Consider the following 26,984-nt stretch of genomic DNA (forward strand, 5'->3'; position numbering starts at 1 on the left):
ATTCCGTCGTTGCGGACCGCTGGCGATGCTACCCGCCGGCGCTGCCGGCGCTATAATCAGCTCGCTGTCGCTTGTGCGGCAGCCAAGCGCTAGGGGTCCTGATGCCGGTCTTGCAAGACCGTGAATCGGGTGAGAGACACCCTTGAACCTGATCTGGATAATGCCAGCGAAGGGAAGCACGGCAAGCAGGCATCGGTATTTCCACCGCCTGCGGCATGGTTTCCTTCGCAACTATCTGCAAAGCAAAGGAAGACCATGAACGCCAATCCGCAATTCCTCGCCGCCACCGCACAGGTGGATGAGGCGGCGATCCAGCCGCTGCCAAATTCGCGCAAGATTTATGTGGAAGGCTCGCGTCCCGACATTCGCGTGCCCATGCGTGAAATTTCCCAGAGCGACACGCCGGCTTCGATGGGGGCCGAGTCCAATCCGCCGATTTATGTCTACGATACGTCCGGTCCGTACACCGACCCGTCGGTGAAGATCGACATCCGCTCCGGCCTGAGCGCACTGCGCGCTGGCTGGATTGCCGAGCGCGGCGACACCGAAGCGCTGGAAGGCCCGACTTCGGCCTACGGCGTCGAACGCCTGAACGACGCCAAGCTGGCCGAGCTGCGATTCAACCTGCACCGCAAGCCGCGCCGCGCACAGGCCGGCAAGAACGTCTCGCAAATGCACTATGCGCGCCAAGGCATCATCACGCCAGAGATGGAATACATCGCCATCCGCGAAAACCTGCAGCGCAAGGAATACATCGAAAGCCTGCGCAATTCCGGCCCGACCGGCGTGCGCATGGCTGAACTGATGGGCCGCCAGCATCCAGGCCAGTCCTTCGGCGCTGCGATTCCGGCCGAGATCACGCCGGAATTCGTGCGCAGCGAAGTGGCGCGTGGCCGTGCCATCATCCCTGCAAACATCAATCACCCGGAACTGGAGCCGATGATCATCGGCCGCAATTTCCTGGTAAAGATCAACGCCAATATCGGCAACTCGGCCGTGACCTCGTCCATCGGCGAGGAAGTCGAGAAAATGACCTGGTCGATCCGCTGGGGCGGCGACACCGTGATGGACCTTTCCACCGGCAAGCACATCCACGAAACGCGTGAATGGATCATCCGCAATTCGCCGGTCCCGATCGGCACCGTGCCGATCTACCAGGCACTGGAAAAGGTCAACGGCAAGGCAGAAGACCTGACCTGGGAAATCTTCCGCGACACGCTGATCGAGCAGGCCGAGCAGGGCGTCGACTACTTCACGATCCACGCAGGCGTGCTGCTGCGCTATGTGCCGATGACGGCCAAGCGCATGACCGGCATCGTCTCGCGCGGCGGCTCGATCATGGCCAAATGGTGCCTGGCGCACCACAAGGAATCCTTCCTGTACGAGCATTTCGAAGACATCTGCGAAATCATGAAGGCCTACGACGTTTCGTTCTCGCTCGGCGATGGCTTGCGTCCCGGCTCGATCTACGACGCCAACGACGAGGCGCAACTGGGCGAGCTGAAGACCCTGGGCGAACTGACCCAGGTAGCGTGGAAGCACGACGTGCAGGTAATGATCGAAGGCCCGGGCCATGTGCCGATGCAGTTGATCAAGGAAAACATGGACCTGCAACTGGAGCAGTGCCACGAGGCGCCGTTCTACACGCTGGGGCCCTTGACCACCGACATCGCGCCGGGCTACGACCACATCACTTCCGGCATCGGCGCCGCCCAGATCGGTTGGTATGGCTGCGCGATGTTGTGCTACGTGACGCCGAAGGAACACCTGGGTTTGCCTAACAAGGTTGACGTCAAGGACGGCATCATCACCTACAAGATCGCGGCCCACGCTGCGGACCTGGCCAAGGGACACCCGGGCGCGCAGATCCGTGACAACGCCCTGTCCAAGGCACGCTTCGAGTTCCGCTGGGAAGACCAGTTCAACATCGGTCTCGATCCGGACAAGGCGCGCGAATTCCACGACGAGACGCTGCCGAAAGACTCTGCCAAGGTCGCGCATTTCTGCTCGATGTGCGGACCGCATTTCTGCTCGATGAAAATCACGCAGGACGTGCGCGATTACGCGGCCAAGCAGGGCATCAGCGAGATCGATGCGCTCAAGAAGGGCATGGAGGTCAAGGCGGTCGAGTTCGTCAAGGCAGGAGCCGAGATCTACCGCAAGCAGTAAGCCATGATCGAGATCGAACTCAACGGAGAGCGGCGCACGCTTGACGAGCGCCGCACGGTGCAGGACCTGGTGGCCGAGCTGGACCTGGCTGGCAAGGCCTGCGCCGTTGCCATCAACCGTGAGGTGGTGCCGCGCCAGCAATGGCCGCAGCGCCACCTGCAGGCTGCGGACCGGGTCGATATCGTTCGGGCAATCGGCGGCGGATGAGGCAGCTTTCAGCGCCCGCAATTTGCAAGCAGGAACGCAAGCAGGAGAAACCATGAGTGCAGCGCAAGAAAACAAGCAGCAAGAGAACAAGCAGCAAGGCGGCCTGACCATCGCCGGCAAGACGTATCGGTCGCGCCTGCTGGTGGGCAGCGGCAAGTACAAGGACCTCGAGGAGACCCGCATCGCGACCGAGGCCAGCGGCGCCGACATCATCACGGTCGCAATCCGCCGCGTGAACATCGGGCAGGATCCGAACGCCCCCAGCCTGCTGGACGTGGTGCCGCCGTCGAAGTACACCATCCTCCCCAATACCGCGGGCTGCTACAACGCCAAGGACGCGGTCTACACGTTGCAACTGGCACGCGAACTGCTGAACGGTCACAAACTGGTCAAGCTGGAAGTGCTGGGGGACGAGAAGACCCTGTTCCCCAATATGCCCGAGACGCTGAAGGCGGCCGAAACGCTGGTCAAGGACGGTTTCGACGTGATGGTCTATTGCAGCGACGACCCCATCCAGGCGCGCATGCTGGAAGAAATCGGCTGCGTCGCAGTGATGCCACTGGCGTCCCTGATCGGCTCCGGCATGGGCATCCTGAACCCGTGGAACCTGTCGCTGATCATTGAGCAGTCCAAAGTGCCGGTACTGGTCGATGCCGGCGTCGGTACCGCCTCCGACGCCGCGATTGCGATGGAACTGGGTTGCGACGGCGTGCTGATGAACACCGCCATTGCCGGCGCAAAAGATCCGGTGCGCATGGCGCGCGCCATGAAGCTGGCAGTCGAAGCCGGCCGCGAGGCCTTCCTTGCCGGTCGTATACCTCGCCGTTTTTCCGCTTCGCCGTCGTCGCCGATGGCGGGACGGGTCGCATGAGGAAAGCCTGCGTCCTCGTGTTTGCGGGCCTCGACCCGAGCGGGGGCGCGGGCATACAGGCCGACATTACGGCGATTGCCGCGTTCGGCGCCCATGCGCTGCCGATTGTCACCACGCTGACGGTGCAGGATAACGACCGGGTGTACGCGATCCATCCTGTGGATGCGAAACTGATTCGCGAGCAAGCCGATGTGCTATGCGCAAAGATTGCAGTGGCCGCGGTAAAGATCGGCATCGTCGGCAGCCGCGACAATGCGCAGGCGATCGCCGAGGTGATCCAGCGCCTTCGCACCCGCAACCCGGCGCTGCCCGTGGTGCTCGACCCGGTGCTGGCCAGCGGTCACGGCGATCCGCTGGCACGCGACAACGCGGTGGCTGCGCTGGAACCCTTGCGCCGGCTGGCGACGCTGATCACGCCCAACATACCGGAAGCCGCCTTGCTTTGCGGCGGCGTCGGCGAAGTACGACAGCAGGGCGCCATGCTGCTCCAGGACTGCCCCGACGTACTCATCAAAGGCGGCCATGGCGAAGGCGAGATCGTCATCAACCACTGGTTCGAGAAGGGTGTCGAGCGCTGCTGGAGCCTGCCGCGGCTGCCGGGCAGCTTCCACGGCACTGGCTGCACGCTGGCCTCGGCCATTGCCGCCCTGCTCGCGACCGGGCACTCGATGGAGCAAGCGATAGGCCGGGCCCAGGTCTGGTGCCACGGCACGCTGGAGCAAGCCTACTCGATTGCCGAGGGACAGCGCATTCCGGATCGAATCAACGCAGCAGAGGAAATGGCATGAAGGGTTTGTATATCGTGACGCCGGACTGGGACGACACGGCAAAGCTGGTTCAGGTGAGCGAAGAGGCCTTGCGCGGCGGAGCGGCGATTGTCCAGTACCGGCACAAGACGGCGTCGCCAGAGTTGCGCCGGGAGCAGGCGGCGGCACTGCTGGCGCTGTGCCGGCGCTACCAGCGCCCGTTCATCATCAATGACCACCTCGACCTGTGTCTTGAGCTGGATGCGGATGGATTGCATGTCGGTGGTACCGATGCGCCGGTGGCGGAGATCCGGGAGAAGCTCGGCGCCGGGAAGATTGTGGGCGCTTCCTGCTACGGAGACCTGGGCCTCGCACATCGCGCGCATCGTGAAGGCGCGAGTTATGTCGCCTATGGCGGGTTCTACCCGTCGCGGGTCAAGAAGTATCCGGTGACCACGCCCGTGTCCATCATCGCGCAGTCGCATGCGGAAATCCCGCTGCCTGTGGTGGTGATTGGCGGCATGACGGTGGAAAATTCCGCGCCGCTGGTCAAGGCCGGTGCCGAGATGGTGGCCGCGATCAGCAGTGTTTATCTCGACCAGAGTCCGCGGGAAGCGGCGCAAGCATTCGGCCAGTTGTGGGCCTAAGCCGGCGTACTGGAGGTGCAGCCCGGCTTTTTCCGGCTGCACCTGGCATGCTCAAATCGAGGACTGTCCCTGGCCCTTGCCCCGGGCCGGGGACGGGCTCCTGAATAGCGTATAGTCGATCGCAATACAGTCGTCTGCCGTCCTCACCTTCGCCTCCCCAAGGTTCATGCGTATGCTTCCGTGGCGTACCTGCTCGTTTCCTTTGGCCTGATTGCGCGTCATCACCAGCGGCAAGACATTGCCCGAACCCTGCTGTTCCAGCGACAGTGACAGCTTTTCAAGCAAGCCCGGTCGTGTCGTGCCGAAGGTTTCCCTGCCGCCGGTGTCCTTTAGCACTTCCTGAGTCCCGTGGACCAAGGCGGCGCCGATGCGGACAATGATGGTCTTGTCCGGATGTTCCTTGCTCAACTGCGCGATCTGATTGGCGCGGGCGGCATGCAGTGTGCCAGAGGATTGCTCGCGCATCTCCTCGTCCTTTTTGCGCTGCATGTGGCTGAAGGCGAGATGGCTCAGCCCGGCGCTGATATCGGGATATGCGCTCGATTTCACATCTTTCCCTTCGCTCACTTTTTTCAGCAGTTGGTCAAGGACATTGTGGTCCGCGTCCTTGGTGAAAGTATTTTCGGCTGCATGCAGTTTAAGCGCCAGCCCGATGTCGGTCATCAGTCGCCTGGTGGTGGATTTGATCTCAGCCATTTGCTGGCGCAATTGTGCTTGCCGTTGTAAAGTCGGCCCCGATTTAAGTTCATTCTTGCAAGCAGTGCGACTCTTCGAAACGGTGCCCAGCAGATCGCTCAGGAATTGCAGCTCCACGTACTGGTGGCTCGACTTCGACACTGTCAGGGCCACCAATTGCAGTCCATCCAGATCCTTGAAGCCGGGCGGAAGCGTGCATCCCTTGAAGCCATAGTCCTGGGCATTTCCGGGAAGACCGTCGAGGACGACGATGAACTTGCCACTATTAAGATGCGCCAGGTTGTCCTTGAAAAAATGGTCGCAATAGCCGAGGTCATTCTCGTATCCCACGGTGATCACGGCCGGCGATAAAGCGCATAGGCTGGGCAGGCTGAGCAACGCTCGCGCTCCCGCCAGGTCGCCTTGATCAAGTGTTTGCTGAGCTTTGTTCGCCAGTGAGCGAGCAGGAGGGATCGCTACCTTGATTACCGAATCTGGCGATATTGCGTTTTCCCGTTTGAGCTTGTTCCTCCTCGGGCTCGCCAGCGCATTGGAACCTGCTTCCTGTATGAGATAGTTTTGCGTTTGCTGCCGGGGTGGCGCTGAGGTTTTCCCTGGACCTCTTGCCGGCTCATCTTGCCGTACCACTACCTGCGGCGTGGAAACGCGGGCTTTATCCAACGAAGGAAGTTTGGCTATCTTCATTTTCGTCCTCACGTTCTCCAAAGGTCGAGCCCGGGTTTTTAGCGGGCGCGAAAGATCGCCTCTCTGCAACGCAATTGCAGCGACCGGATCGGCTAACTCTTGAAGATGTAGTTCCTGTTCATTTCGTCATCGCGATTGATGCGTTCAGTGATGTAGTTGGCAATCGACAGCAAATCCTTCGGCCCCGGATTGTCCTTCCTGATCAGCTTGCTGCTTGCCTTGAATGCAAGCTCGTCAGGCCCGGAATTTCTGTGAAGCGCTGTAATCGACTGCCAGTGGCCCAGGAGCTGTTTGTGTTTTTCCTTGCAGGCTTTCTTGTCCAGCGGTCGCGCCGCGATGTCGTTGCATAGATTCTGGATCGCCGCAAATGTCGGCCTCATTTCGCGTTCTCCGGTTGAAGGCGCGAGATTGGTCGCGTGCGACGGCGCCCTGGCAGACAGAAGTCGCTCAGGTGGAGGCGGCGCCGGGATGTAGTTCGGCGGCGGCGGACCCTCGGATTCCATGGCCGGCTTATCGAATCTCGGTGACCGGATGTTCGTGGTGGCTTCGCTCGCAAGTTCGGCTAGCGCAGCATTGACCAGCTTCTTCGCGTCCTGCTTGCTCAGCACTCCTTGCGAATGGTGAGGCTGCCGGGCCGCATTTTTCAGAAAGATCGGCTGGGGGGGGGCCTGGCGACCGGTTTGCCACTGGATTTCGGCGGCGGTCGAGCGCCAAGTGGGCCGGCGGCGGGATCAAGGGGTGAATCATTACAGGTCTCCATTCGGATCGATTACTGCGGTGCCCGGCTTGTGATCGGGGGAACCGAAAATTCGGGCTCCCGGTCGAACAGATGCCGACATGGTTGCGCTTGTCGGCAGCGTCCAGGCTTCGGGGCAAGCTCAAGAGGTGGAGCAACGCCTCCCTCCGTCCAGGACATCCAGCCGTTGAATCCCATGGCGTCGCCGGTCTTGCCAGGGGCACTGGCTTACTGAAGTTTTTCCATGATTGCATCCAGCAGGCGCTTGATCTCTGCGGCGGGCACAACATTACGGTGCCTGACCTCGGCCTTCGCCACGTAGGCACGCATCTCTCCCGCGATCAGGGACGCTCCCCGTACATGGCCGGCGGTGAGCACTTCGGACAACTCCCTGGCAAAAGCTGCCGCAGCCTTGATGCCGATCTTCTCGCCCTTGAAGATATTGTGATGCCGCGCCGAAATGCCCAACACCTCGGCGCGCGAGACTTCGACATCCGGATGGATCGACAACTCGTCCTCCGCCTGGAGCGAAGCTTTTTTGCTCGCCTTGGCCGGGGCGGCTTGTCGTTTGCTTGAATCCGGCTTCCCCTCCAGCTGCCCGATCAGGTCATCTATTTCCTTGAGATCATCAGCGGCGGTCGACGGCCTGTTTCCCTTGGCGGCGATTATTTGGGGCTTTGACATGTGGCCAACCAGCGGGGCCAGCAGCTGGTCAATTTTCTGGCCCAGGGATTCCTGCCTGGAAGGCAACATTGCCTCCAGTCCGTCGAGCTCGGCGTCAAGGTCCTGCCCGTCATTGTTGATCGAGGCGGTGGCGGAGTTCGTCGATCCTTGGGCAGCCACTGGTTGTTCGAGTTGATCCTCAAGTTCTTTCAACTCCCTGTCGAGTTCCGTAGTTTCCAGGTCGGCCTGGAGATGGTCGAGAGCAAGAAGGGCGTCAGCTTCGAGTTGGGCGACTTTTGCCTTGGTTTGCGGCGCGCTTGCCTTCCCGCTTGATCTGGGCATGCCTTTGGGCGCAGTGCTCGAGGATGGCGTCGTCCCCAGGCCTTTCAACGCTGCCTCCAGTTTGGCGTCCAGTTCGCTTCGCTTCGTATTTGCGGGGACCTGGTATGTCCTTTCCTGGGCCAGTTTCCCGGACGGAGCCCAGGAAACGCGATTGCCTGCCTTTTTGTTGCTAGCTGGTGTCGCTTGTCCGGTGTTGTCAGTTGCATTTGGCATCGGCGATCGCACATTCCTTGGATCTGGTCCGGGAAAGCGAAACTTCAGGATTTCGCGTTTCTCAAGATTCGACTGGAAGTTCTCCTTGATCGCGTCCATGCGTGCCCGGGATTCTGCAGTGGGAACGCTCCCTGGATCATTCCTGCTTTCCTTGGTAATTGCATCTGACAAATCGAACTTGCTGGATTGCTGCAGGTTGCGTAGAAAAAGCACCCGGGTATTGTTGCCGGCAGCCGGCGATGGCGCATTCGGGGCGCTGGCGGGGCTTGGAACATGACCGGCCGAGGATGATATTTTGGGAGATCCCATTGCTTGTGCACTCCTTCCGCTTGTGGACCGATTACCTGGCAATCAAGGGGGTACTTTCCACGCCTGTCGCGTGACCGCGCCGCCGAATGGGCAATGAGTAACATTTAACGAACTTTTGTTCCATAAACGAACAGCGTGCCTTGCTTGGGCTCCCTCGACCCGCCCGGTATAATCCCAAGATGCAAAACCTCCTCCTTGGCCTCAATCCAGAGCAACTCGCCGCCGTCACCCTCCCGCAGCAATCCGCGCTGATCCTGGCCGGCGCCGGCTCGGGCAAGACCCGCGTCCTGACCACCCGCATTGCATGGCTGATCCAGACCGGGCAGGTGTCGCCGGCTGGCGTTCTGGCCGTGACGTTCACCAACAAAGCGGCCAAGGAAATGATGTCGCGGCTGTCGGCCATGCTGCCGATCAACACCCGCGGCATGTGGATTGGCACCTTCCACGGCATTTGCAACCGGCTGCTGCGCGCGCACTACCGCGACGCGGCGCTGCCGCAGACTTTCCAGATCCTCGACAGCCAGGACCAGTTGTCCGCCATCAAGCGCTTGCTGAAGTCGCTCAACGTCGATGACGAGAAATACCCGCCGCGCAACCTGATGTACTTCATCAACAGCGCCAAGGACCAGGGACTGCGTGCCCGAGACGTCGAGGCCAATGACGAGTACAACCGGCGCTTCGTTGAACTGTACGAAGCCTATGACCAGCAGTGCCAGCGCGAAGGCGTGGTGGATTTCGCCGAACTGCTGCTGCGCACCTACGAGCTGCTGTCACGCAACCAGCCGTTGAGGGAGCATTACCAGGCCCGTTTCCGCCACATCCTGGTGGACGAGTTCCAGGACACCAACGACCTTCAATACAAATGGCTGAAGCTGATGGCCGGTGAGCACAACGCTGTGTTCGCGGTTGGTGACGATGACCAGAGCATTTATGCTTTCCGTGGCGCCAATGTCGGCAACATGTCCGCCTTCGAACGCGAGTTCCGGGTCGAGAACCTGATCAAGCTGGAACAGAATTATCGTTCGCACGGACATATCCTCGACTCGGCCAACCTGCTGATCGCCAACAACAGCAAGCGGCTCGGCAAGAACCTGCGCACTGACGCCGGGCATGGCGAACAGGTGAGGGTATTCGAGGCCACCAGCGACCTGCAGGAAGCGCAGTGGATAGTCGAGCAGGCCAAGAGCCTGATCGGCGAGGGCGCCGCGCGCAGCGAGATCGCGATCCTGTACCGGTCGAATGCACAGTCGCGGGTGCTGGAACATGCGCTGTTCAGCGCCGGCATGCCTTACCGCGTCTACGGCGGGCAGCGCTTCTTTGAACGCGCCGAGGTCAAGCACGCGATCGCCTACCTGCAGCTGATGGACAATCCGGGTAACGATTCGGCCTTCCTGCGCGTCGTGAATTTTCCCACCCGCGGCATCGGCGCCAAGTCGATCGAGCACCTGCAGGATGCTGCACGCCAGTACGGCATCTCCCTGTATGCAGCGGTTCCTCATGTGGCCGGCAAGGCCGGCAGTTCGCTCGGCGCTTTCATCAAGTTGATCGAGGGTGCGCGCTTCGAGACGCAGCGCCTGCCGCTGCCGGAAACGGTCCAGGTGGTGCTCGAGATGAGCGGCTTGCTGGACCATTACCGGAACGAGAAGGAGGGCGCCGACCGGATCGAGAACCTGGAACAGCTGGTCAGCGCGGCCACGCTGTTCATTTCCGAGGAAGGCTTCGCGACCGATGCGCCGGCCCTGCTTGGCCCGGCCGTCAGCGTGCCAGCCGGACCGGCACTGGTGCAGGGCGACGGAACCGAAGTGATCGATGCGGATGCGCCGCTGGCGACCATCCTGTCGCCGCTGTCGGCGTTCCTGTCGCATGCGTCGCTGGAAGGCGGCGACAACCAGGCCCAGGCCGGGCAGGATGCGCTGCAACTGATGACGGTGCATTCGTCCAAGGGACTGGAATTCGACGCAGTGTTCATCACCGGACTGGAAGAGGGCCTGTTCCCGCATGAGAACAGCGCGCAGGAGCAGGGCGGTCTCGAAGAAGAGCGGCGGCTGATGTACGTGGCCATCACCCGCGCGCGGCGGCGGCTGTTCATCAGCTTCGCCCAGACCCGCATGCTGCACGGGCAAACCCGCTACAACGTGAAATCCCGCTTCCTGGCCGAGTTGCCGGAGGAGGCGGTCAAATGGCTGTCGCCGAGGGTGCAGCAACAGCCGCACTGGTTTGCCCGGTCCGGGGCCGGCGCCAGTGCCTGGGCCGACGAGCCGCAAAACGGAGCCAATGCGATTGCGCAGAACATCAGCAGCAAGCGGGACGTCGGCTGGCGCGCTGGCGAGACCGTTTATCACGCCAAGTTCGGCGAGGGGGTGATCGTGCAGATAGAGGGCGGCGGAACGAATGCGCGGGCCAGCATCAATTTCGGCCGGCATGGGATGAAGTTGCTCGACCTGTCGATTGCGAAGCTGGACAGGACGCCGCTGGTGTCGTAGCCCGGCTCGGTATCGGGACGGGCGGCCTGCGGTTCAAGCTGCCGCAGGCATCGCCGGAATCCGTTCCCGGCCGAACACATGCGTGTACGTCGGATAGAACGAGCAATACATGACCACCGTCAGCAGGATGGACAGCGGCAGCAGCACCACCACGGTGACGATGGGCTGGCCGATGATCAGCGCCAGCAATGAGCTGAACAATACCGGCAGCACGACACCCACCAGGATCCACGCCAGCGCATAGACCAGGAAGGCGCGGCCAGCACGCAGCACAGCGAAGAAGCTGTAGAACACCGCCTTGGCCACGCCCATGTCGTGCCAGGCGACCAGTGGCGCCGCATACCAGAAGGCCATGGCCGCCGGTGTGTACAGCAGGCCGGCGACCAGCATGCCGGACATCATGTCCGATTCCTGTATGGTTTTTGCATCCGCCGGCGTTCGGCCGGCCATCATGCTGAGGAAGGTGCCGCCATCGACCAGGCTGGAGGCGGCCACGGCCATCGATGCCAGCACCACATACAGCAGGCCCAGCATCAGCAGCCGGCGCAAGGCTGGCGAGCGGAAACCGATCGCCAGCAGCTTGGGGGTGACGCGGCGCCCGGATTCCACATTGGCGCAAGCCTGCATGAATGCAATCGAAAACACGGGAATCAGCATCAGCGGCAGCACTTGCCCAAGCAAGGGCACCACGCCGACCAGCAGCATCAGCATCATGTAACTGAGGAACAGCGTGGACATTTCAGCTGGCTGGCGGCGGAACAGGGCAAAGCCTTCCTTGATCCAGAGCCAGCCGGTACGCGCCGGGATTTTTTCCATTTGCCTGTAGTGCCGGGAACCGGCTTAGTAGAGTGGCGGTGCCGCGTGCGCGATGCGCTCCCGCAGTATCCGTTCGAAATGTGATGGGTCGTGCGGCGTCAGCAGTTCGGCGTCGCGCGGCAGGTGCAGGTCGTACAAGCGCGACAGCCAGAAGCGCAGCGCGGCGGCGCGCAGCAGCGGCTGCCAGGCAGTGTGTTCATCTGCGGTGAACGGCCGTACCTTATGGTAAGACTCGAGCATGGCTCGCACACGGCCTGCATCGAGCGTGCCGTCGTCGAGATCGATGCACCAGTCGTTGACGGTCACCGCGACATCGAACAGCCAACTGTCACATCCGGCGAAATAGAAGTCGAAAAATCCGGTCAGGCGTTCGCCATCGAACATTACGTTATTGCGGAACAGGTCGGCGTGTATCGGCCCGCGCGGCAGGTGATGGCTGGCAGGTGTCGCGGCAAAACTTTCCTGAAAGTGCATTTCCGCCCGCAACAGGTGCTGGTTGCTGTCGTCCAGGAAGGGCAGCACGACCGGGGTGGTTTCATTCCACCAGTCGATTCCGCGCAGGTTCGGTTGCTGCATGGGAAAGTCGCGCGCTGCCAGGTGCATCCGCGCCAGCATGTCGCCGACGGCGGCGCAATGGACCGGGCCGGGGGCCATCTGGTGGCTTCCTTCCAGCTTCGTCACCAGCGAAGCCGGCTTGCCGTGCAGCGGCGTGATCAGCGCGCCGGCGCGGCTGGCGATCGGCGCCGGCACCAGAACGCCCCGTTCGGCCAGGTGGCGCATCAGGTTCAGGTAGAACGGCAACTGCTCGAAAGTCAGCTTCTCAAAGATGGTCAGCACGTATTCGCCGGTGCTGGTGGTGGCGAAGAAATTGCTGTTTTCTATGCCGGAAGCGATGCCCTTGATGGCGAGCGCTTCCCCGATCGGGAATTGCGCCGCCCAGGCGCGGAAATCATCGAGTGTGACGGGAGTGAAGACAGCCATGTATGGAAGCAGCGGATCTGGATCGGATGCGGGCCGGCTTTTCAGCGAGCCGCTGGTGCTGGCGGTGCTGGAGCTGCGGCTGGCGGCGGCGCAGGGACTGCTGCCGCGGCTTCGCCACGGGCATCCTTTTGCCGGTCGGCACTGAACTCCATTATTTGCCACTGCGCTGGCCGGTTGCTGGTGCTCTGCACGTCGCCGGGCTGGGCGCTGCCCTTGGGCGCGTTGGGCGTTACGTAATAAGTGCTGCCGCCACTCGTCACGCGTACCGAGGTCACACGGCCATTTTCGCGCGTTTCCTGGATCTGTTGCTCGGAAGACTTGCCTGGAATGGTGATCGCAGGGGCGTCGCCTTCCTCCAGCTTTTCAAGCCGTGGTGGCGGCGGCGTGTCGGCCCGCGACTGGGCCATGGCGGCGTTGGCGGCAAGGATGCCGCAGCCGGTAATCAGGGCGATCGCAATTGATCGGGCGCGCAGGGTATGCATGGATATTTGCCGGAAACGGAATGCCACGCGAGCGGGGGCTGCGCGACATTCTCGGGTCAATGTGACAAACCGGATTGTAACGCAGCCCGCAGCGCGCTCCCTGCGGCGGCTGGCAAAAACATTACAAAAAGCTGCTGCTCGGATGTTCCGTTTCGGACGGGACGATATCGCGCTCCTCGTAAAAGGCATAAATTGCATTGACCACGTTGATCGGCTCGTCGATCAGCTGGACCAGTTCGAGGTCCTGCATTTCGATCGTGTCGTTGCCGACCATCTGTTCCTTCATCCAGTCGAGCAGTCCCTGCCAGAACCGGGTACCGACCAGGATGACGGGAATGCGGCGCGTCTTGCCGGTCTGGATCAGCGTCATCACCTCGGTCACTTCGTCGAGCGTGCCAAAACCGCCCGGCAGGATCACATAAGCATCCGCATATCTGACGAAAGCTACCTTGCGCGCAAAAAAGTGGCGGAAGTTGATGGAAATGTTCTGCCACGCATTGTTGTGCTGCTCGCGCGGTAGTTCGATGTTCAGTCCCACCGACGGCGAGTTTCCTTCGTATGCGCCCTTGTTCGCTGCTTCCATGATGCCGGGGCCGCCGCCCGAGATCACCGCAAAGCCGTCATCGGACAGGCGGCGGGCAATTTCCAGTGCGGTCTGATAGTAGGGGGATGCCGGTCCCATGCGGGCGGAGCCGAAGATGGAGACCGCCGGCCGCAGCTCCGAGAGACGTTCGGCCGAGTCGATAAACTCTGCCATAATCGTGAACATTTGCCACGACTCGTTGGCCTTCTTCGAGGTAGCTTTCTCGGGGTTGCTCAGATGCCGCAACGACGGCACCTTCTTTCTGCTGATTTCCATGAATAAAACCCTGCTGCTTGTCGATGGCTCCAGCTATCTTTACCGCGCGTTCCACGCGCTGCCGGACCTGCGCAATGCGGAGGGAGCACCTACCGGCGCCATATACGGGATGATCAACATGCTGCGCAGGCTGCGCAGCGACTATCCGGCAGCATACATTGGGTGCGTGTTCGACGCAAAAGGTAAGACCTTCCGCGACGATCTCTACCCGGAATACAAGGCGAATCGGGCCTCGATGCCGGAAGACCTGGCGCGCCAGATCGGCCCGATCCACGAAGCGGTGCGTGCCATGGGCTGGCCCATCCTGGAGGTGGCGGGGATAGAGGCCGATGACGTGATCGGCACGCTGACCGTGGAAGCCACCAGGCAGGGCCTGCAGACCGTGGTCTCCACCGGCGACAAGGACCTGGCGCAACTGGTCAACGAGCATGTCACGCTGGTCAATACCATGAGCAACGAGCGCCTCGACCGCGCGGGAGTGATCGCGAAGTTCGGCGTTCCGCCCGAGCGTATCGTCGACTACCTGAGCCTGGTCGGCGACACCGTCGACAATGTGCCCGGCGTGGAAAAGGTGGGTCCGAAAACAGCAGCCAAGTGGATCAGCCAGTATGGCTCGCTTGATGCGATCATCGAAAGCGCCGAAAAGATCGGCGGCGCCGTGGGCGAAAACCTGCGCCGCGCGCTCGATTGGCTGCCGCAGGCGCGGGTGCTGGTCACGGTAAAGACCGACTGCGACCTGACCAGCCACATGGCGTCGATCCCGGAGTCGCTCGCACACAAGCCGGAAGACCGGCCGGCGCTGCGCGACTTCTTCGCCCGCAATGGCTTCAAGACCTGGTTGCGCGAGCTGAACGCGGAACTGGGGCCGGCGACCCAGGCCGGAGGCCCGGCTGTAACCCCGGCCAGCGGCGCGCAGGGCGGGCTGTTCGATGCGCCCATGACCTCGACGACGGTAGTGGCGGTGGCGCCGGTACCGGCGGTCGCCTACGAGACCGTGCTGACGCAAGAGCAGCTCGACACCTGGCTGCAGCGCATTGACCGCGCTGCGCTCACGGCATTCGATACCGAGACCACCAGCCTGGACCAGATGCAGGCGGAGCTGGTCGGCCTCTCGCTGAGCTGCGAACCCGGGGTGGCGGCCTATATTCCGGTGGCACACAAATATCCCGGCGCGCCCGAGCAACTGGGCCGGGACTACGTGCTGGCCCGCATGAAGCCATGGCTGGAGGACGATGCCAAGCCAAAGGTCGGCCAGAACCTGAAGTACGACAGCCATGTGCTTGCCAACCACGGCATTGGATTGCGCGGCATCGTGCACGACACGCTGCTCGAATCCTATGTTTTCGAAGCGCACCGCAGCCACGACATGGATAGCCTGGCGCTGCGCCACCTGGAGCGCAAGACCATCACCTTCCAGGAAGTGTGCGGCAAGGGCGCCTCGCAGATCTGTTTCGACCAGGTCGAGCTGGAGCGCGCCACCGAGTATGCGGCCGAAGATGCGGACGTCACGCTGCAATTGCATCAAGCCATGTGGCCGCACATCGAGCAGAGCGACAAGCTGCGCTACGTCTATGAAAAGATAGAGATCCCGACCGCGGTCGTCCTGCAGAAAATGGAGCGCAATGGCGTGCTGGTCGATGCCCACCTGCTGGAAGTGCAGTCGGGCGAACTGGGCCGGCGCATGCTGGAGATCGAGCAGCAGGCCTATGAACTGGCAGGGCAGCCGTTCAACCTCGGATCGCCAAAGCAGATTGGCGAAGTGTTCTTCGACAAGCTGAAGTTGCCGGTCCTGAAAAAGACGCCGTCCGGATCGCCATCGACTGACGAGGAAGTGCTGCAGAAACTGGCCGAAGATTATCCCTTGCCGCGGGTGCTGCTGGATTATCGCAGCCTGTCGAAGCTGAAGTCCACCTACACCGACAAGCTGCCGCGCATGATCAACCAGCGCACCGGCCGGGTACACACGAACTATGGCCAGGCGACCGCAGTCACCGGCCGGCTGGCGTCGAACGATCCCAACCTGCAGAACATCCCGGTGCGCACGACGGAAGGCCGGCGCATCCGCCACGCCTTCATCGCGCCGCCGGGCAGCGTGATCCTTTCTGCCGATTATTCGCAGATCGAGCTGCGCATCATGGCCCACCTGTCGGGCGACGAGAACATGTTGCGCGCCTTTGCGCAGGGTGAAGACATCCACCGCGCGACCGCGGCCGAAATCTTCGGCATCGCCCCGGCCGATGTCGCCAGCGAGCAGCGGCGCTATGCGAAGGTGATCAATTTCGGGCTGATCTACGGCATGAGCGCGTTCGGCTTGGCGGGCAACCTGGGCATCGAGCGCAGCGCAGCGCAGATGTACATCGACAAATATTTCATGCGATTCGCCGGCGTCAAGCAGTTCATGGACGAGACGCGCGCGCAGGCCAAGGCAAACGGCTATGTCGAGACCGTGTTTGGCCGGCGGCTGTGGCTGCCGGAAATCAATTCGCCCAATGGCCCGCGCCGGCAAGGCGCCGAGCGCGCCGCGATCAATGCCCCGATGCAGGGCACGGCGGCGGACCTGATCAAGCTGTCGATGATCGCGGTCCAGCATTGGCTTGAAGAGTCCGCCATGAAGACCCTGCTGATCATGCAGGTGCATGACGAACTGGTGCTGGAAGTGCCCGGCGAGGAACTGGATGTCGTGCGGGAACGCATTCCGGCGCTGATGGCAGGTGTGGCGGCGCTGCGGGTGCCGCTGCTGGCCGAGGTCGGCGTGGGCAAGAACTGGGAAGAAGCGCATTAAGGCGCATTGACAGCGGGGCCGGGCCCGGGGTCTCCGCGGTCGCCTGTGCGCCGCCGTGATTCTCGTTATGATCCAGTGCACGCTGGATCTGGCAGGGACAGGCAGCGACGGGATTTTCAACCATGACGACAGGAGCGGAGAATGAGTAACATGGAACGGGATATCGACAGTCTGGCCCCGGCTACATCGCTGCGCGAGGGCACTGACCGCCGCGGCTTCATAAAGACGGCGCTGGGGACGGGATTCGCCGCTGCCGCATTGCCGGTGGTGGCGCAGAATGTGGTCAAGACCGATACCGCCGGCCTGACTGCCGGTGAAGTGACGATCAATGTCAAGGGTCAGAACGTGCCGGTGTACCGGGCACAGCCGGCGGGCAAGACAGGATTGCCGGTGATCCTGGTGATCTCGGAGATTTTCGGTGTCCACGAGCACATCGCCGACGTCGCGCGCCGCTTTGCCAAGCAGGGCTACATGGCGCTCGCGCCGGAGCTGTTCATACGCCAGGGCGATCCGACTTCCTATGGCACCATGGCTGACCTGATCCGCGAAGTGGTTTCCAAGGTGCCGGACGAGCAGGTGATGGGCGACCTCGATGCCGTGATGGCCTGGGCTCGGGAAAACGGCGGCAATACCCAAAAGGCTGGCATCACCGGCTTTTGCTGGGGCGGCCGCATCACCTGGCTGTATGCCGCGCATAACCCGCAGATGAAGGCCGGTGTCGCCTGGTATGGCCGCCTGGTGGGCGACAAGACTGCGCTGACGCCGCGACATCCGGTCGATATCGGGCCGCAGCTGAAGGTGCCGGTGCTTGGACTCTATGGCGGCAAGGACACCGGCATTCCGCTGGCCAGCGTCGACCAGATGAAGGCAGCGCTGGCCCAGGGCAGCAGCGGGTCGCAGTTTGTCGTCTATCCGAATTCGCCTCATGCGTTCCACGCGGACTACCGCCCCAGCTATGTCCAGGCTGATGCGAAGGACGGCTGGGACAAGGCGCTGGGCTGGTTCCGCACGCACGGCGTCGGCTGAGGCCGGCGGACTGGCGGTTTGGCGGGGTTCGCGCCGGGATTGCACCGGGTTTGCACCGGGTCTGCGAATACCCCGCCAGCGATGCTTTATAATCTCCGGCTTGTTTTTGTACCGAGGTTCCCATCAACTCCACGCTGCTCTATATCCTGCTGGCCACCGCGATTGCCGGTGCGCTGAGCATCAGTGCGGCCGCGCTGTTCTCGTTTTCACTGCTGTCGCGCATGGTGGACCGGATGGTGAGCATGTCGGTCGGCATCCTGCTCGCGACCTCCTTGCTGCACGCGCTGCCCGAAGCATTCGAATCCCAAGCCGATCCGCGGACGCTGTTCGCAACCCTGCTCGCCGGCTTGTTCGGATTTTTCCTGCTGGAGAAATTGGCGATTCTGCGCCACTCGCACCACCATGAGGGCGACGGTCACGGGCATGAACATGGTCATGACCGGCACGAGGCCGGCCGCTCCGGCTGGATGATCCTGGTCGGCGATGGCCTGCACAATTTCACTGACGGGATACTGATTGCGGCAGCTTTCATCGCCGACCCGAAGCTTGGGCTGGTTACGGCGATTGCCATCACCGCGCACGAGATACCACAGGAGGTCGGCGACTTCATCGTGCTGATGAATGCGGGCTTTACCCGCGCCCGCGCCTATGTGTACAACCTGGTGTCGAGCGCGATGGCGGTGATTGGCGGGGTGGTCGGGTACCTGACGCTGGGCCAGGGCGCGCAGTGGATTCCGTATGTGCTGGTGCTGGCCTCGTCAGGCTTCATCTATATCGCCGTCAGCGACCTGATGCCGCAGATGCAGCGTCGGGCAACGGTACGGGAGACCGTGCCACAGGTTTTCCTGATCAGTGCCGGCGTCGTGATCGTGCTGCTCCTGGCCCAGGTCACCGGGCGCCATTAGCAGCCGGTCAGGCCGCGCCGGTCGCTACCGGCCGCTGCGGATCCGCGCACCATTCGCTCCACGATCCCGGATACAGCGCGGCACCGGCCAGTCCGGCCACTTCCATTGCCAGCAGGTTGTGACATGCCGTCACGCCGGAACCGCATTGCATGACCGTCAGCGCCGGCGTGCCCAGCAGCGCCGAAAATTCCGCCCGTAATTCACTCGCCGGCCTGAAACGTCCGGCCGCGTCGAGGTTGTCCTTGAAAAAGCGGTTGCGCGCCCCCGGAATATGGCCGCCGACCGGATCCAGTGTCTCGTTCTCGCCGCGGAATCGGTCCGGCGCACGGGCATCGATGATGGTCAGCGACGACGCCGCGAGAAGTTCGGATGCATTGACCGTCCTGGCCAGCGAGGGCCGTATCGTGATTGTGCCTGCCGGCCGCGTCCCGGCGTCGGTCGACAGCGGTTTTCCAGACGCAGTCCAGGCCGCCAGGCCGCCGTCGAGCACTGCAACGGCTTCGTGCCCGACCCAGCGCAGCATCCACCACAACCGGGCCGCGAACATGCCGCCCTGGGCGTCATAGGCGACCACCTGCGACTGCGGGTTTACTCCCCAGCGGCGCAGCGTGGCGATGAAGGCTTCGGGCGATGGCAGCGGATGCCGGCCGCGGAACTCGCCGTTCGGACCGGGCGATTTGTCGGAAAGCTCGGTCTCGATATCGACGTACTGCGCTGTCGGGATGTGGCCGGCCTCCCAGGCGCGGCGACCGGTTTGCGGGTCGCCAAGGTCGTGCCGGCAGTCAAGCACGACCCAGTCGGGGTCCTGCAAGTGCGCCGCCAGTTCTGCGGCGCCGATCAATGTGGCAGTGCTCATGGCGTGACCTCGATGCGCGAGCGGTACCATTCATGGAAGTGCTGCATGCCGTCTTCCATCGGCGACTGGTAGGGGCCGACTTCGTTGACGCCGCGGTCGAGCAGGATCTTGCGTCCGGCATCCATGCGCAGCGCAATCTCGTCGTCCTCGATGCAGGTCTCCATGTAGGCGGCGCGTTCGGCCTCGACGAATTCCCGCTCGAAATGCACGATCTCTTCCGGGTAATAGAACTCGACCACGTTGGTGGTCTTTTGCGGACCCTTCGGCCACAGGGTCGAGACCACCAGCACATGCGGGTACCACTCGACCATGATGTTCGGGTAAAGCGTCAGCCAGATGGCGCCGTAGGGCGGCGCTTCGCCGTTGCGGAACTTCAGCACCTGCTCCTGCCAGCGCTGGTAGGCCGGCGAGCCTGATTTCCGGAGCGACTGGTTCACGCCGACGGTCTGCACACTGTACTGTTCGCCGAACTCCCATTTCAGGTCCGAGCAACTGACAAAATTGCCCAGGCCCGGATGGAACGGCTCGACGTGGTAATCCTCGAGGTAGACCTCGATGAAGGTCTTCCAGTTGTAATCGCAGTCGTGGACCTCGACGTGATCGAGCATGTAGCCGCTGAAGTCGAGTTCGCGCATCACACCGAGTTCGCCGAGCATGCTGGCGACGTCCATGCCGTTCTTTTCAAACAGCAGGCCGTTCCATGATTGCAGGGGCGTTTTCGACAGGTTCAGACAGGGCGTCTCGCCGAAATGCGGCGCGCCTATAAGTTGGCCCGTCAGGTCATAGGTCCAGCGATGCAGCGGACAGACGATATTCCGGGCGTGCCCGCGGCCATTGAACATTTTCGCCTGCCGGTGCCGGCATACGTTCGACAGCAGCTCTATGCCCTGCGGGCTGCGCACCAGCATCCGGCCTTCGTTTTCCCATGGCAGGGTTGCAAAGTCGCCGTTCCCGGGAACCATGAGTTCGTGCCCTGCATAGCGCGGGCCCTGCTGGAATAGAAGCTGCGTTTCCTGCTGCAGCAGCTTTTCGTCAAAGTAGACGCCGACCGGAAGTTGCGCGTTCGAGCGCGCGAGTTTGGCAAGAGTAGCCAAATCGGACATCCCCACCCCCAAATTAATTTGCACCAACCTAAGAGAGAAAGAATCCGCAAAAACCTGTGTTCAAACGAGATGAAGAGGAGATTTTGGACAGAACCGACGATTATACCCTGAGACCCTTGTCGCGAAATACTTAAGCGAATGCCAATCAATGCGAATCAATGCCCATGGCCATTCTTGCGGGCAACAACAGAATTGATGTCCGACAGCCGCCCAGTCATGCCGCGAGCGAACCTGGAATGGGGGTTTGGACTAAAATAGAGGGTTCACCACCCCGACTGCATGTATATATGGCACAACCCCCCGTCAATGGCGATGCGTCCGCATCCTTCGAGGAGGCGATGGCTGAACTGGACAAGCTGGTGGCTCAGATGGAGTCCGGCCAGTTGCCGCTGGAGGCATCGATTGCCGCCTACCAGCGCGGCTCGGAACTCATCAAATTCTGTGCGGCCCGTCTCGATCGGGTCGAGAACCAGGTCAAGGTGCTGGAAGGCGACATGCTCAAGCCGTTTGCGGGAGATAGTGTGCAGTCCGGGGCTGACGAATGAGGCAAGACAAGAGGCAAGACGAGACGCAAGACGATTTTGCAGGGTGGGCCGGGCTGGTGCAGGCGCAGATGGAAGAGGCACTGGACTCCTTTCTTCCCCAGCCGGGACAGGTGCCCTCCAGCTTGCATGAAGCGATGCGTTATGCGGTGCTGGATGGCGGCAAGCGCGTCCGGCCGCTGCTGGTGTTCGCAGCCGGAGAGTTGGTGAAGGCGCCGCCCGCAGCCTTGGCCAGCGCGGCGGCGGCGGTGGAAATGATTCACGCGTATTCGCTGGTGCATGACGACATGCCCTGCATGGACGACGATGAATTGCGGCGCGGCAAGCCGACGGTGCACGTCAAGTTTGGCGAGGCGATGGCGCTGCTGGCGGGCGACGCCTTGCAGGCGCAGGCCTTCATGGTGCTGGCGGGCGGCGCAGGCAGTGCGCCCAACCGGCTGGCGATGGTGTCATTGCTGGCCTCGGCTGCCGGCTCGGCCGGCATGTGCGGCGGACAGGCGATCGACCTGGCCAGCGTGGGTGTCGCGCTGTCCTTGCCGGAACTGGAACAGATGCACAGGCTGAAAACCGGGGCGCTGCTGCGGGCCTCGGTGTTGCTCGGGGCACTATGCGGTTCCGATTCGCTGGGTGGGCCCGAGCGCGCTGCGCTGGAGGCGTACTCGAATGCGGTCGGACTGGCCTTCCAGGTGGTTGACGACGTACTGGACGCTACCGCCGATTCGCAGACGCTGGGCAAGACCGCGGGCAAGGATGCGCAGGACAACAAGCCGACTTATGTGTCGATGCTGGGGCTGGAGCAATCGCGGGCGCTGGCAGCCCAGTTGAGAAATGAAGCTCATGCTGCAGTGGCAATGTGGGGTGAGGACGCGATTCGCCTGCGCCAGCTGGCAGACCTGATCGTGCACCGGAAAGCATAGATATGCAAAGTATGGATCTACTGAAGAACATCGACGGACCGGCCGATTTGCGGCGCCTGAGTCGCGCCCAGCTCAAGCCGCTGGCGGACGAGTTGCGCGCATTCGTGCTGGACTCGGTATCGAAGACGGGTGGCCACCTGTCGTCCAACCTGGGCACGGTCGAGCTGACGATTGCCTTGCATTACGTGTTCAACACGCCGGAAGACCGCATCGTCTGGGACGTCGGCCATCAAACCTATCCGCACAAGATCCTGACCGGCCGGCGCGAGCAGATGCATACGCTGCGGCAGCAGGGCGGCATATCCGGTTTCCCGCGGCGCGATGAAAGCCCGTTCGATACCTTCGGCACGGCGCATTCTTCGACCTCGATTTCCGCTGCGCTGGGAATGGCGCTGGCGGCGCGCACGCTCGGCCAGCAGCGACATGCGATCGCCGTTATCGGCGACGGTGCGATGACCGCTGGCATGGCCTTCGAGGCACTGAACAACGCCGGCGTGCATGAAGACGTCAACCTGCTGGTGATCCTGAACGACAACGACATGTCGATTTCGCCGCCGGTCGGGGCGCTCAACCGTTACCTCGCGCGCCTGATGTCGGGCAAGTTCTACGCAACCGCAAAAAACGTCGGAAAGTCGGTGCTGCCGGCTCCCATGCTGGAACTGGCCAAGCGCCTGGAGGAGCATGCCAAGGGCATGGTGGTGCCGGCCACGATGTTCGAGGAGTTCGGTTTCAATTACATCGGACCGATCGACGGGCATGACCTCGAATCGCTGATTCCGACCCTGCAGAACCTGCGCCACCTGAAAGGGCCGCAGTTCCTGCATGTGGTGACCAGGAAAGGCCAGGGCTACAAGCTGGCCGAAGCCGATCCGGTGCTGTATCACGGACCAGGGAAATTCAACCCGGCAGAAGGCATCAAGCCGGCCAAGGCCGGCAAGCTGACCTACACCCAGGTGTTCGGCGACTGGCTGTGTGACATGGCGGCGCATGACAAGCGGCTGGTCGGCATTACGCCGGCCATGCGCGAAGGTTCGGGGATGGTGCAATTCGAGCAGCGTTTCCCCGATCGCTACCATGACGTCGGCATTGCCGAACAGCATGCGGTGACCTTTGCCGCCGGCATGGCGTGCGAGGGCGTGAAGCCGGTGGTCGCGATCTACTCGACCTTCCTGCAGCGCGCCTACGACCAGCTGATTCATGACGTCGCCTTGCAGAATCTCGACGTTACCTTCGCGCTCGACCGTGCCGGGCTGGTCGGCGCCGACGGCGCCACGCATGCCGGCAATTACGACCTGGCCTACCTGCGTTGCATTCCGAACATGGTGGTGATGGCCGCCTCCGACGAGAACGAATGCCGGCAGATGCTGAGCACCGCATTCCTTCACAAAGGCCCGGCCGCCGTGCGCTATCCGCGCGGCGCCGGCATTGGCGCGGCGGTGCAGCCGGGGCTCGACACCATTCAGCTCGGCACCGGTGAACTGCGGCGCTCGGGCAAGGGCATTGCCATCCTTGCCTTTGGCACCATGGTGGCGCCGGCAATTGGCGCCGCGGAAGAGATCAATGCCACCGTGGCCAACATGCGCTTCGTCAAGCCGCTGGACGTCGCGCTGGTGCTGCAGTTGGCGCAGACGCACGAGGCCATCGTCACGGTCGAGGAAGGCTGCCTGATGGGCGGCGCCGGGTCGGCAGTGGCGGAAGCGCTGGCCGAGGCAGGAATTGTCAAACCAGTCTTGCATCTTGGCCTGCCGGACCGATTTATCGATCATGGCGACGCCGCAGTGCTGCTGGCCCAATGCGGGCTGGACGCAGCCGGCATTGCCGGCTCGATCAGGCAGCGCTTCGGCAAGGGCGAGCCGCGGCTGGTCGTCAACAATCAATGACAACATCATCCAGGGGCGCAGCCCCTGCATATACAGGTAATGCCATGAATACCCGCGATCTCAGTCTCACCGCCATTCCCGACGTCCAGAGCACGCTCGACACGCGCCGCATCGCGATCCAGCGGGTTGGTGTCAAGGGGGTAAGGTACCCGGTCTCGGTGAAGTCGGGCGACGGCGTCCAGCCTTCGGTCGGAACCTGGAACATGTACGTGCACCTGCCGGAAGACCAGAAGGGCACGCACATGTCGCGCTTCATTGCCTTGCTGGAGGAAAACCGCACGCCGCTCGACGTCGGCAGCTTCACGCGCCTGCTGCAGCGCATGGTGCAGTTGCTGGATGCGAGCAGCGGCCGCATCGAGGTCAGCTTTCCCTATTTCGTCAACAAGACGGCCCCGGTGTCCGGAGTCGAAAGCTTGATGGACTACGAGGTCGGCCTGACCGGCGAGATTCGTGAGGGCGAGGTCGAGGTGACGCTGAAGGTGCTGGTTCCGGTAACCAGCCTGTGTCCGTGCTCCAAGAAAATCTCGGCTTACGGCGCGCATAACCAGCGCTCGCACATCACGGTGAATGCGGTGCTTGCTGCGGAATTGCCGATCGATGGACTGATTGCCGGGATTGAAGAGCAGGCATCGTGCGAACTGTATGGTTTGCTGAAGCGGCCGGACGAGAAATACGTGACCGAGCGCGCCTACGAGAATCCGAAGTTCGTGGAAGACCTGGTGCGCGACGTGGCCGGCATGCTCAATGCCGATCCGCGTATTGCCGCCTATGCGCTGGAAGCCGAGAACTTCGAGTCGATCCACAATCATTCGGCCTATGCGCTGATCGAATTCGACAAGCGCACCGCCTGATCGCGCGACTCCTGACCGGAGCCGCTGCGCCCCTTTTGATCGAGCGACTCCCTTCAGGAGCCGCTGCGCCCCTTTTGATCGCGCGACTCCCTTCAGGAGCCGCTGCGCCCCTTTTCCCACAATACGTCCGAGCCGCCGCCAAAGCGGTTCAGCGTTCGTGCCAGCACGAAAAACAGATCCGACAGCCGGTTGACGTATTGGCCGGGCGCTTGATTGGTCGCCTCGGACCGGCCCAGCGCCACGATCGAACGCTCGGCGCGGCGGCACACGGTGCGGCAGACATGCGCCTGTGCAGCGGCGCGCGAACCACCCGGCAGTATGAATTCTTCCAGCGCAGGCAGTTTGGCGTTGTACTTTTCCAGCAACGCGTCAAGGCGGGCCACGTGGCTCTCCTTGACCAGGCTGTAGCCAGGAATGCAAAGCTCGCCGCCCAGGTCGAACAGGTCATGCTGTATGGTCAACAGTTCGGCCCGCAGGTCGTCTGGCATGTCCTCGCACAGAAGCAGGCCGAGATGGGAATTCAGTTCGTCCACATCCCCCATCGCCTGCACTCGCAGCGCATCCTTGACGGTACGGCTGCCATCGCCCAGGCCGGTGGTGCCGTCGTCTCCGGTGCGCGTGGCAATTTTCGAAAGTCGCTTTCCCATGGCCTTGATATAAAAAATGGATTGGGCCGAGAATAAGGCAAAATTCCAGTATTCGCTTGGCAGTCGTTTCTCGCCAGCCCGGGAGGCGGGCGAGCGGCCTGCCACATCCATTTTCCGGAGGCACTGATGAACCACCCCGTTGCGCCTGCCGCCATGCGGCTGCCGCTGCCAGAGGCATTCCTGGCCGGCCTGCAGGCATTGTTTGGCGAGCGCCTGTCGACTTCAAAGGCGATGCGCGAGCATCACGGCAAGGACGAGTCGTCCTACGACCCGATGCTGCCCGATGCAGTGGTGTTCGCCCATTCCACCGAAGAAGTGGCGGCCGCCGTCACCCTGTGCAACCAGCATCGGGTGCCGGTCATCGCCTACGGCACCGGCACTTCGCTGGAAGGCCACATCCTGGCATTGTCGGGCGGCATCACCATCGATCTGTCGCAAATGAACCGGGTGGTAGCAGTCCATCCGCAAGACCTGACGGTCACCGTCGAGCCGGGCGTCACTCGCAAGCAGTTGAACCAGGAAATCAAGGACACCGGCCTGTTTTTCCCGATCGACCCCGGCGCCGACGCCTCGATCGGTGGCATGGCCGCGACCAGAGCTTCCGGGACCAATGCGGTGCGCTACGGGACCATGCGGGAAAACGTGCTGGCGCTGACTGTTGTCACCAGCGATGGCCGGGTGATCAAGACCGGGACCCGGGCCAAAAAATCCGCCGCTGGCTACGACCTGACCCGGCTCTTTGTCGGCAGCGAGGGCACGCTCGGCATCATCACCGGGATCACCCTGAAGCTGTACCCGCAGCCGGAATCGATTTCGGCTGCGGTGTGCTCCTTCCCCGATATCGCCAGTGCGGTCAATACGGTCATCGTCGCGATCCAGGCCGGCATACCGCTGGCGCGGGTCGAGTTCCTCGACGAGAACGGCGTCAAGGCCATCAACAAGCACGACAAGCTGAGCCTGCCCGAAAAGCCGCTGCTGCTGTTCGAATTCCACGGCAGTGCCAGCAGCGTGCAGGAGCAGGCGGAGCAGGTGCAGGCTATCGCCGGCGAACACGGCGCGATCGGCTTCGAATGGGCGACCCGTCCCGAGGAGCGTTCGCGACTCTGGCAGGCGCGCCACAATGCGTACTTCGCCCTGCTGCAGATGCGCCCCGGCTCGCGCGCGATCTCTACCGACTGTTGCGTGCCGATCTCGCAATTGGCCGACTGCCTGCTGGAGACCAAGGCCGACTGCGAAAGGGAGAACCTGGTGCATTCGATCATCGGGCATGTCGGCGACGGCAATTTCCATGTGCAGATGCTGGTCGATCCCGATGATCCGGCCGATATTGCCCGGGCCGAAGCAGTCAATGCGCGCATGGTGACGCGCGCCATTGCCATGGATGGAACCTGCACCGGCGAGCATGGGGTCGGCATGCACAAGATGGGCTTCCTGGTGCAGGAGCATGGCGAAGGCGCGATCGACACCATGCGCGCCCTGAAGCACGCGCTCGACCCCAACAACATCATGAATCCCGGCAAGATCGTGCGCTGGTAGCGCACGGCCCCTATTCAATCCTTCAGTCAACTCAG

Annotated in this window: 24 protein-coding genes and 1 riboswitch; of the genes, 14 read left to right on the forward strand and 10 right to left on the reverse strand. The window is 62.4% G+C overall.

The annotated features are described in order from the left end of the window. Positions 1–81: 81 nt before the first annotated feature. Positions 82–192: riboswitch (TPP riboswitch) on the forward strand. A gap of 63 nt (positions 193–255) precedes the next feature. The 5 genes from thiC to thiE are packed head-to-tail and all read left to right on the forward strand — an operon-like array spanning position 256 to position 4,640. Further along, entirely contained in the window at positions 256–2,169 is a 1,914-nt protein-coding gene (gene thiC / locus FVE66_RS19030) for a phosphomethylpyrimidine synthase ThiC (RefSeq protein WP_151449061.1), read from the forward strand. A gap of 3 nt (positions 2,170–2,172) precedes the next feature. Then, positions 2,173–2,376 (forward strand): sulfur carrier protein ThiS, encoded by a 204-nt coding sequence (gene thiS, locus FVE66_RS19035; protein ID WP_151449062.1) that lies wholly within the window; start codon positions 2,173–2,175, stop codon positions 2,374–2,376. 52 nt (positions 2,377–2,428) lie between these two features. Continuing rightward, entirely contained in the window at positions 2,429–3,247 is an 819-nt protein-coding gene (locus tag FVE66_RS19040) for a thiazole synthase (protein ID WP_151449063.1), read from the forward strand. After that, positions 3,244–4,035 (forward strand): bifunctional hydroxymethylpyrimidine kinase/phosphomethylpyrimidine kinase, encoded by a 792-nt coding sequence (gene thiD / locus FVE66_RS19045; RefSeq protein WP_151449064.1) that lies wholly within the window; start codon positions 3,244–3,246, stop codon positions 4,033–4,035. The genes FVE66_RS19040 and thiD overlap by 4 nt, the downstream gene beginning before the upstream one ends. Continuing rightward, positions 4,032–4,640 (forward strand): thiamine phosphate synthase, encoded by a 609-nt coding sequence (gene thiE / locus FVE66_RS19050; RefSeq protein ID WP_151449065.1) that lies wholly within the window; start codon positions 4,032–4,034, stop codon positions 4,638–4,640. Before thiD ends, thiE begins: the two co-directional genes overlap by 4 nt. 51 nt (positions 4,641–4,691) lie before the next feature. Here the strand turns inward: thiE and FVE66_RS19055 are convergent, their stop codons facing one another. From FVE66_RS19055 to FVE66_RS19065, 3 genes are all read right to left on the reverse strand, one after another. Beyond that, entirely contained in the window at positions 4,692–6,020 is a 1,329-nt protein-coding gene (locus FVE66_RS19055) for a hypothetical protein (RefSeq protein WP_151449066.1), read from the reverse strand. Positions 6,021–6,112: 92 nt separating this feature from the next. Beyond that, positions 6,113–6,400 (reverse strand): hypothetical protein, encoded by a 288-nt coding sequence (locus FVE66_RS19060; RefSeq protein ID WP_151449067.1) that lies wholly within the window; start codon positions 6,398–6,400, stop codon positions 6,113–6,115. 584 nt (positions 6,401–6,984) lie between these two features. Next, positions 6,985–8,073 carry a hypothetical protein gene (locus tag FVE66_RS19065; RefSeq protein WP_206668793.1) on the reverse strand — a complete coding sequence of 363 codons (1,089 nt, stop codon included), beginning with the start codon at positions 8,071–8,073 and terminating at the stop codon, positions 6,985–6,987. Between the two features lie 389 nt (positions 8,074–8,462). Between FVE66_RS19065 and FVE66_RS19070 the strand changes: the two genes are divergently transcribed. Next, positions 8,463–10,766: a UvrD-helicase domain-containing protein gene (locus FVE66_RS19070; RefSeq protein ID WP_151449069.1), complete on the forward strand. Its 2,304-nt coding sequence runs from the start codon at positions 8,463–8,465 to the stop codon at positions 10,764–10,766. Positions 10,767–10,799: 33 nt separating this feature from the next. Here FVE66_RS19070 and FVE66_RS19075 read toward each other — a convergent pair whose 3' ends face one another. The 4 genes from FVE66_RS19075 to FVE66_RS19090 form a co-directional block, all read right to left on the reverse strand. Continuing rightward, positions 10,800–11,582 carry a BPSS1780 family membrane protein gene (locus FVE66_RS19075; protein ID WP_151449070.1) on the reverse strand — a complete coding sequence of 261 codons (783 nt, stop codon included), beginning with the start codon at positions 11,580–11,582 and terminating at the stop codon, positions 10,800–10,802. Positions 11,583–11,606: 24 nt separating this feature from the next. Continuing rightward, positions 11,607–12,563 carry a homoserine kinase gene (locus tag FVE66_RS19080; protein ID WP_151449071.1) on the reverse strand — a complete coding sequence of 319 codons (957 nt, stop codon included), beginning with the start codon at positions 12,561–12,563 and terminating at the stop codon, positions 11,607–11,609. A 41-nt stretch (positions 12,564–12,604) separates the two neighbouring features. Further along, a complete protein-coding gene (locus tag FVE66_RS19085; RefSeq protein WP_151449072.1) occupies positions 12,605–13,045 on the reverse strand; it encodes a DUF2782 domain-containing protein in 441 nt (146 codons plus the stop codon). 121 nt (positions 13,046–13,166) lie between these two features. Beyond that, complete coding sequence (locus tag FVE66_RS19090) at positions 13,167–13,904, reverse strand: LOG family protein (protein WP_151449073.1); 738 nt, start codon at positions 13,902–13,904, stop codon at positions 13,167–13,169. Here FVE66_RS19090 and polA point away from each other — a divergent pair. From polA to FVE66_RS19105, 3 genes are all read left to right on the forward strand, one after another. Continuing rightward, positions 13,903–16,686, forward strand: coding sequence for a DNA polymerase I (gene polA, locus FVE66_RS19095; protein ID WP_151449074.1), 2,784 nt, complete (start codon positions 13,903–13,905; stop codon positions 16,684–16,686). The genes FVE66_RS19090 and polA overlap by 2 nt on opposite strands. Positions 16,687–16,827: 141 nt before the next feature. After that, positions 16,828–17,712, forward strand: coding sequence for a dienelactone hydrolase family protein (locus tag FVE66_RS19100; RefSeq protein WP_151449075.1), 885 nt, complete (start codon positions 16,828–16,830; stop codon positions 17,710–17,712). 194 nt (positions 17,713–17,906) lie between these two features. After that, complete coding sequence (locus tag FVE66_RS19105; RefSeq protein ID WP_241673297.1) at positions 17,907–18,617, forward strand: ZIP family metal transporter; 711 nt, start codon at positions 17,907–17,909, stop codon at positions 18,615–18,617. Between the two features lie 7 nt (positions 18,618–18,624). On the opposite strand, the gene FVE66_RS19110 is transcribed toward FVE66_RS19105, so the two are convergent. Further along, positions 18,625–19,473: a sulfurtransferase gene (locus FVE66_RS19110; RefSeq protein WP_151449077.1), complete on the reverse strand. Its 849-nt coding sequence runs from the start codon at positions 19,471–19,473 to the stop codon at positions 18,625–18,627. Beyond that, on the reverse strand, positions 19,470–20,576 hold the full coding sequence (locus FVE66_RS19115) for an aromatic ring-hydroxylating oxygenase subunit alpha (RefSeq protein ID WP_151449078.1): 1,107 nt from the start codon (positions 20,574–20,576) through the stop codon (positions 19,470–19,472). The genes FVE66_RS19110 and FVE66_RS19115 overlap by 4 nt, the downstream gene beginning before the upstream one ends. Before the next feature lie 287 nt (positions 20,577–20,863). On the opposite strand from FVE66_RS19115, the gene FVE66_RS19120 reads away from it, so the two are divergent. Genes FVE66_RS19120 through folE2 form a run of 4 tightly spaced genes read left to right on the forward strand, consistent with a single transcriptional unit; the run spans position 20,864 to position 24,766 of the window. Then, positions 20,864–21,121, forward strand: a complete 258-nt coding sequence (locus FVE66_RS19120; RefSeq protein WP_151449079.1) for an exodeoxyribonuclease VII small subunit — start codon at positions 20,864–20,866, stop codon at positions 21,119–21,121. Next, the gene (locus tag FVE66_RS19125) at positions 21,118–22,035 is read left to right on the forward strand and encodes a polyprenyl synthetase family protein (RefSeq protein WP_241673290.1); all 918 of its coding nucleotides are present in this window, start codon (positions 21,118–21,120) and stop codon (positions 22,033–22,035) included. Before FVE66_RS19120 ends, FVE66_RS19125 begins: the two co-directional genes overlap by 4 nt. An 11-nt stretch (positions 22,036–22,046) precedes the next feature. After that, positions 22,047–23,915, forward strand: coding sequence for a 1-deoxy-D-xylulose-5-phosphate synthase (gene dxs / locus FVE66_RS19130; RefSeq protein ID WP_151449160.1), 1,869 nt, complete (start codon positions 22,047–22,049; stop codon positions 23,913–23,915). 44 nt (positions 23,916–23,959) lie between these two features. Then, complete coding sequence (gene folE2 / locus FVE66_RS19135) at positions 23,960–24,766, forward strand: GTP cyclohydrolase FolE2 (RefSeq protein ID WP_151449080.1); 807 nt, start codon at positions 23,960–23,962, stop codon at positions 24,764–24,766. Between the two features lie 92 nt (positions 24,767–24,858). On the opposite strand, the gene FVE66_RS19140 is transcribed toward folE2, so the two are convergent. Then, on the reverse strand, positions 24,859–25,413 hold the full coding sequence (locus FVE66_RS19140; protein WP_151449081.1) for a cob(I)yrinic acid a,c-diamide adenosyltransferase: 555 nt from the start codon (positions 25,411–25,413) through the stop codon (positions 24,859–24,861). A 126-nt stretch (positions 25,414–25,539) separates the two neighbouring features. On the opposite strand from FVE66_RS19140, the gene FVE66_RS19145 reads away from it, so the two are divergent. Beyond that, positions 25,540–26,949: an FAD-binding oxidoreductase gene (locus FVE66_RS19145; protein WP_151449082.1), complete on the forward strand. Its 1,410-nt coding sequence runs from the start codon at positions 25,540–25,542 to the stop codon at positions 26,947–26,949. The last annotated feature ends 35 nt before the right edge of the window (positions 26,950–26,984 follow it).

It is taken from the genome of Lacisediminimonas profundi (assembly GCF_008831265.1).
Lineage (GTDB): Bacteria > Pseudomonadota > Gammaproteobacteria > Burkholderiales > Burkholderiaceae_D > Lacisediminimonas > Lacisediminimonas profundi.

Excerpts from the sequence above, each read along its gene's own strand:
- thiE (WP_151449065.1), top strand. The coding sequence starts at position 4,032 with ATGAAGGGTTTGTATATCGTGACGCCGGACTGGGACGACACGGCAAAG.
- thiD (WP_151449064.1), top strand. The coding sequence starts at position 3,244 with ATGAGGAAAGCCTGCGTCCTCGTGTTTGCGGGCCTCGACCCGAGCGGG.
- FVE66_RS19075 (WP_151449070.1), bottom strand. The coding sequence starts at position 11,582 with ATGGAAAAAATCCCGGCGCGTACCGGCTGGCTCTGGATCAAGGAAGGC.
- FVE66_RS19125 (WP_241673290.1), top strand. The coding sequence starts at position 21,118 with ATGAGGCAAGACAAGAGGCAAGACGAGACGCAAGACGATTTTGCAGGG.
- FVE66_RS19060 (WP_151449067.1), bottom strand. The coding sequence starts at position 6,400 with ATGAGGCCGACATTTGCGGCGATCCAGAATCTATGCAACGACATCGCG.
- FVE66_RS19115 (WP_151449078.1), bottom strand. The coding sequence starts at position 20,576 with ATGTCCGATTTGGCTACTCTTGCCAAACTCGCGCGCTCGAACGCGCAA.
- FVE66_RS19085 (WP_151449072.1), bottom strand. The coding sequence starts at position 13,045 with ATGCATACCCTGCGCGCCCGATCAATTGCGATCGCCCTGATTACCGGC.
- FVE66_RS19110 (WP_151449077.1), bottom strand. The coding sequence starts at position 19,473 with ATGAGCACTGCCACATTGATCGGCGCCGCAGAACTGGCGGCGCACTTG.
- FVE66_RS19080 (WP_151449071.1), bottom strand. The coding sequence starts at position 12,563 with ATGGCTGTCTTCACTCCCGTCACACTCGATGATTTCCGCGCCTGGGCG.
- FVE66_RS19100 (WP_151449075.1), top strand. The coding sequence starts at position 16,828 with ATGAGTAACATGGAACGGGATATCGACAGTCTGGCCCCGGCTACATCG.
- FVE66_RS19145 (WP_151449082.1), top strand. The coding sequence starts at position 25,540 with ATGAACCACCCCGTTGCGCCTGCCGCCATGCGGCTGCCGCTGCCAGAG.
- thiS (WP_151449062.1), top strand. The coding sequence starts at position 2,173 with ATGATCGAGATCGAACTCAACGGAGAGCGGCGCACGCTTGACGAGCGC.
- folE2 (WP_151449080.1), top strand. The coding sequence starts at position 23,960 with ATGAATACCCGCGATCTCAGTCTCACCGCCATTCCCGACGTCCAGAGC.
- thiC (WP_151449061.1), top strand. The coding sequence starts at position 256 with ATGAACGCCAATCCGCAATTCCTCGCCGCCACCGCACAGGTGGATGAG.
- FVE66_RS19140 (WP_151449081.1), bottom strand. The coding sequence starts at position 25,413 with ATGGGAAAGCGACTTTCGAAAATTGCCACGCGCACCGGAGACGACGGC.
- polA (WP_151449074.1), top strand. The coding sequence starts at position 13,903 with ATGAATAAAACCCTGCTGCTTGTCGATGGCTCCAGCTATCTTTACCGC.
- FVE66_RS19055 (WP_151449066.1), bottom strand. The coding sequence starts at position 6,020 with ATGAAGATAGCCAAACTTCCTTCGTTGGATAAAGCCCGCGTTTCCACG.
- FVE66_RS19070 (WP_151449069.1), top strand. The coding sequence starts at position 8,463 with ATGCAAAACCTCCTCCTTGGCCTCAATCCAGAGCAACTCGCCGCCGTC.
- FVE66_RS19040 (WP_151449063.1), top strand. The coding sequence starts at position 2,429 with ATGAGTGCAGCGCAAGAAAACAAGCAGCAAGAGAACAAGCAGCAAGGC.
- FVE66_RS19120 (WP_151449079.1), top strand. The coding sequence starts at position 20,864 with ATGGCACAACCCCCCGTCAATGGCGATGCGTCCGCATCCTTCGAGGAG.
- FVE66_RS19065 (WP_206668793.1), bottom strand. The coding sequence starts at position 8,073 with ATGGACGCGATCAAGGAGAACTTCCAGTCGAATCTTGAGAAACGCGAA.
- FVE66_RS19090 (WP_151449073.1), bottom strand. The coding sequence starts at position 13,904 with ATGGAAATCAGCAGAAAGAAGGTGCCGTCGTTGCGGCATCTGAGCAAC.
- dxs (WP_151449160.1), top strand. The coding sequence starts at position 22,047 with ATGGATCTACTGAAGAACATCGACGGACCGGCCGATTTGCGGCGCCTG.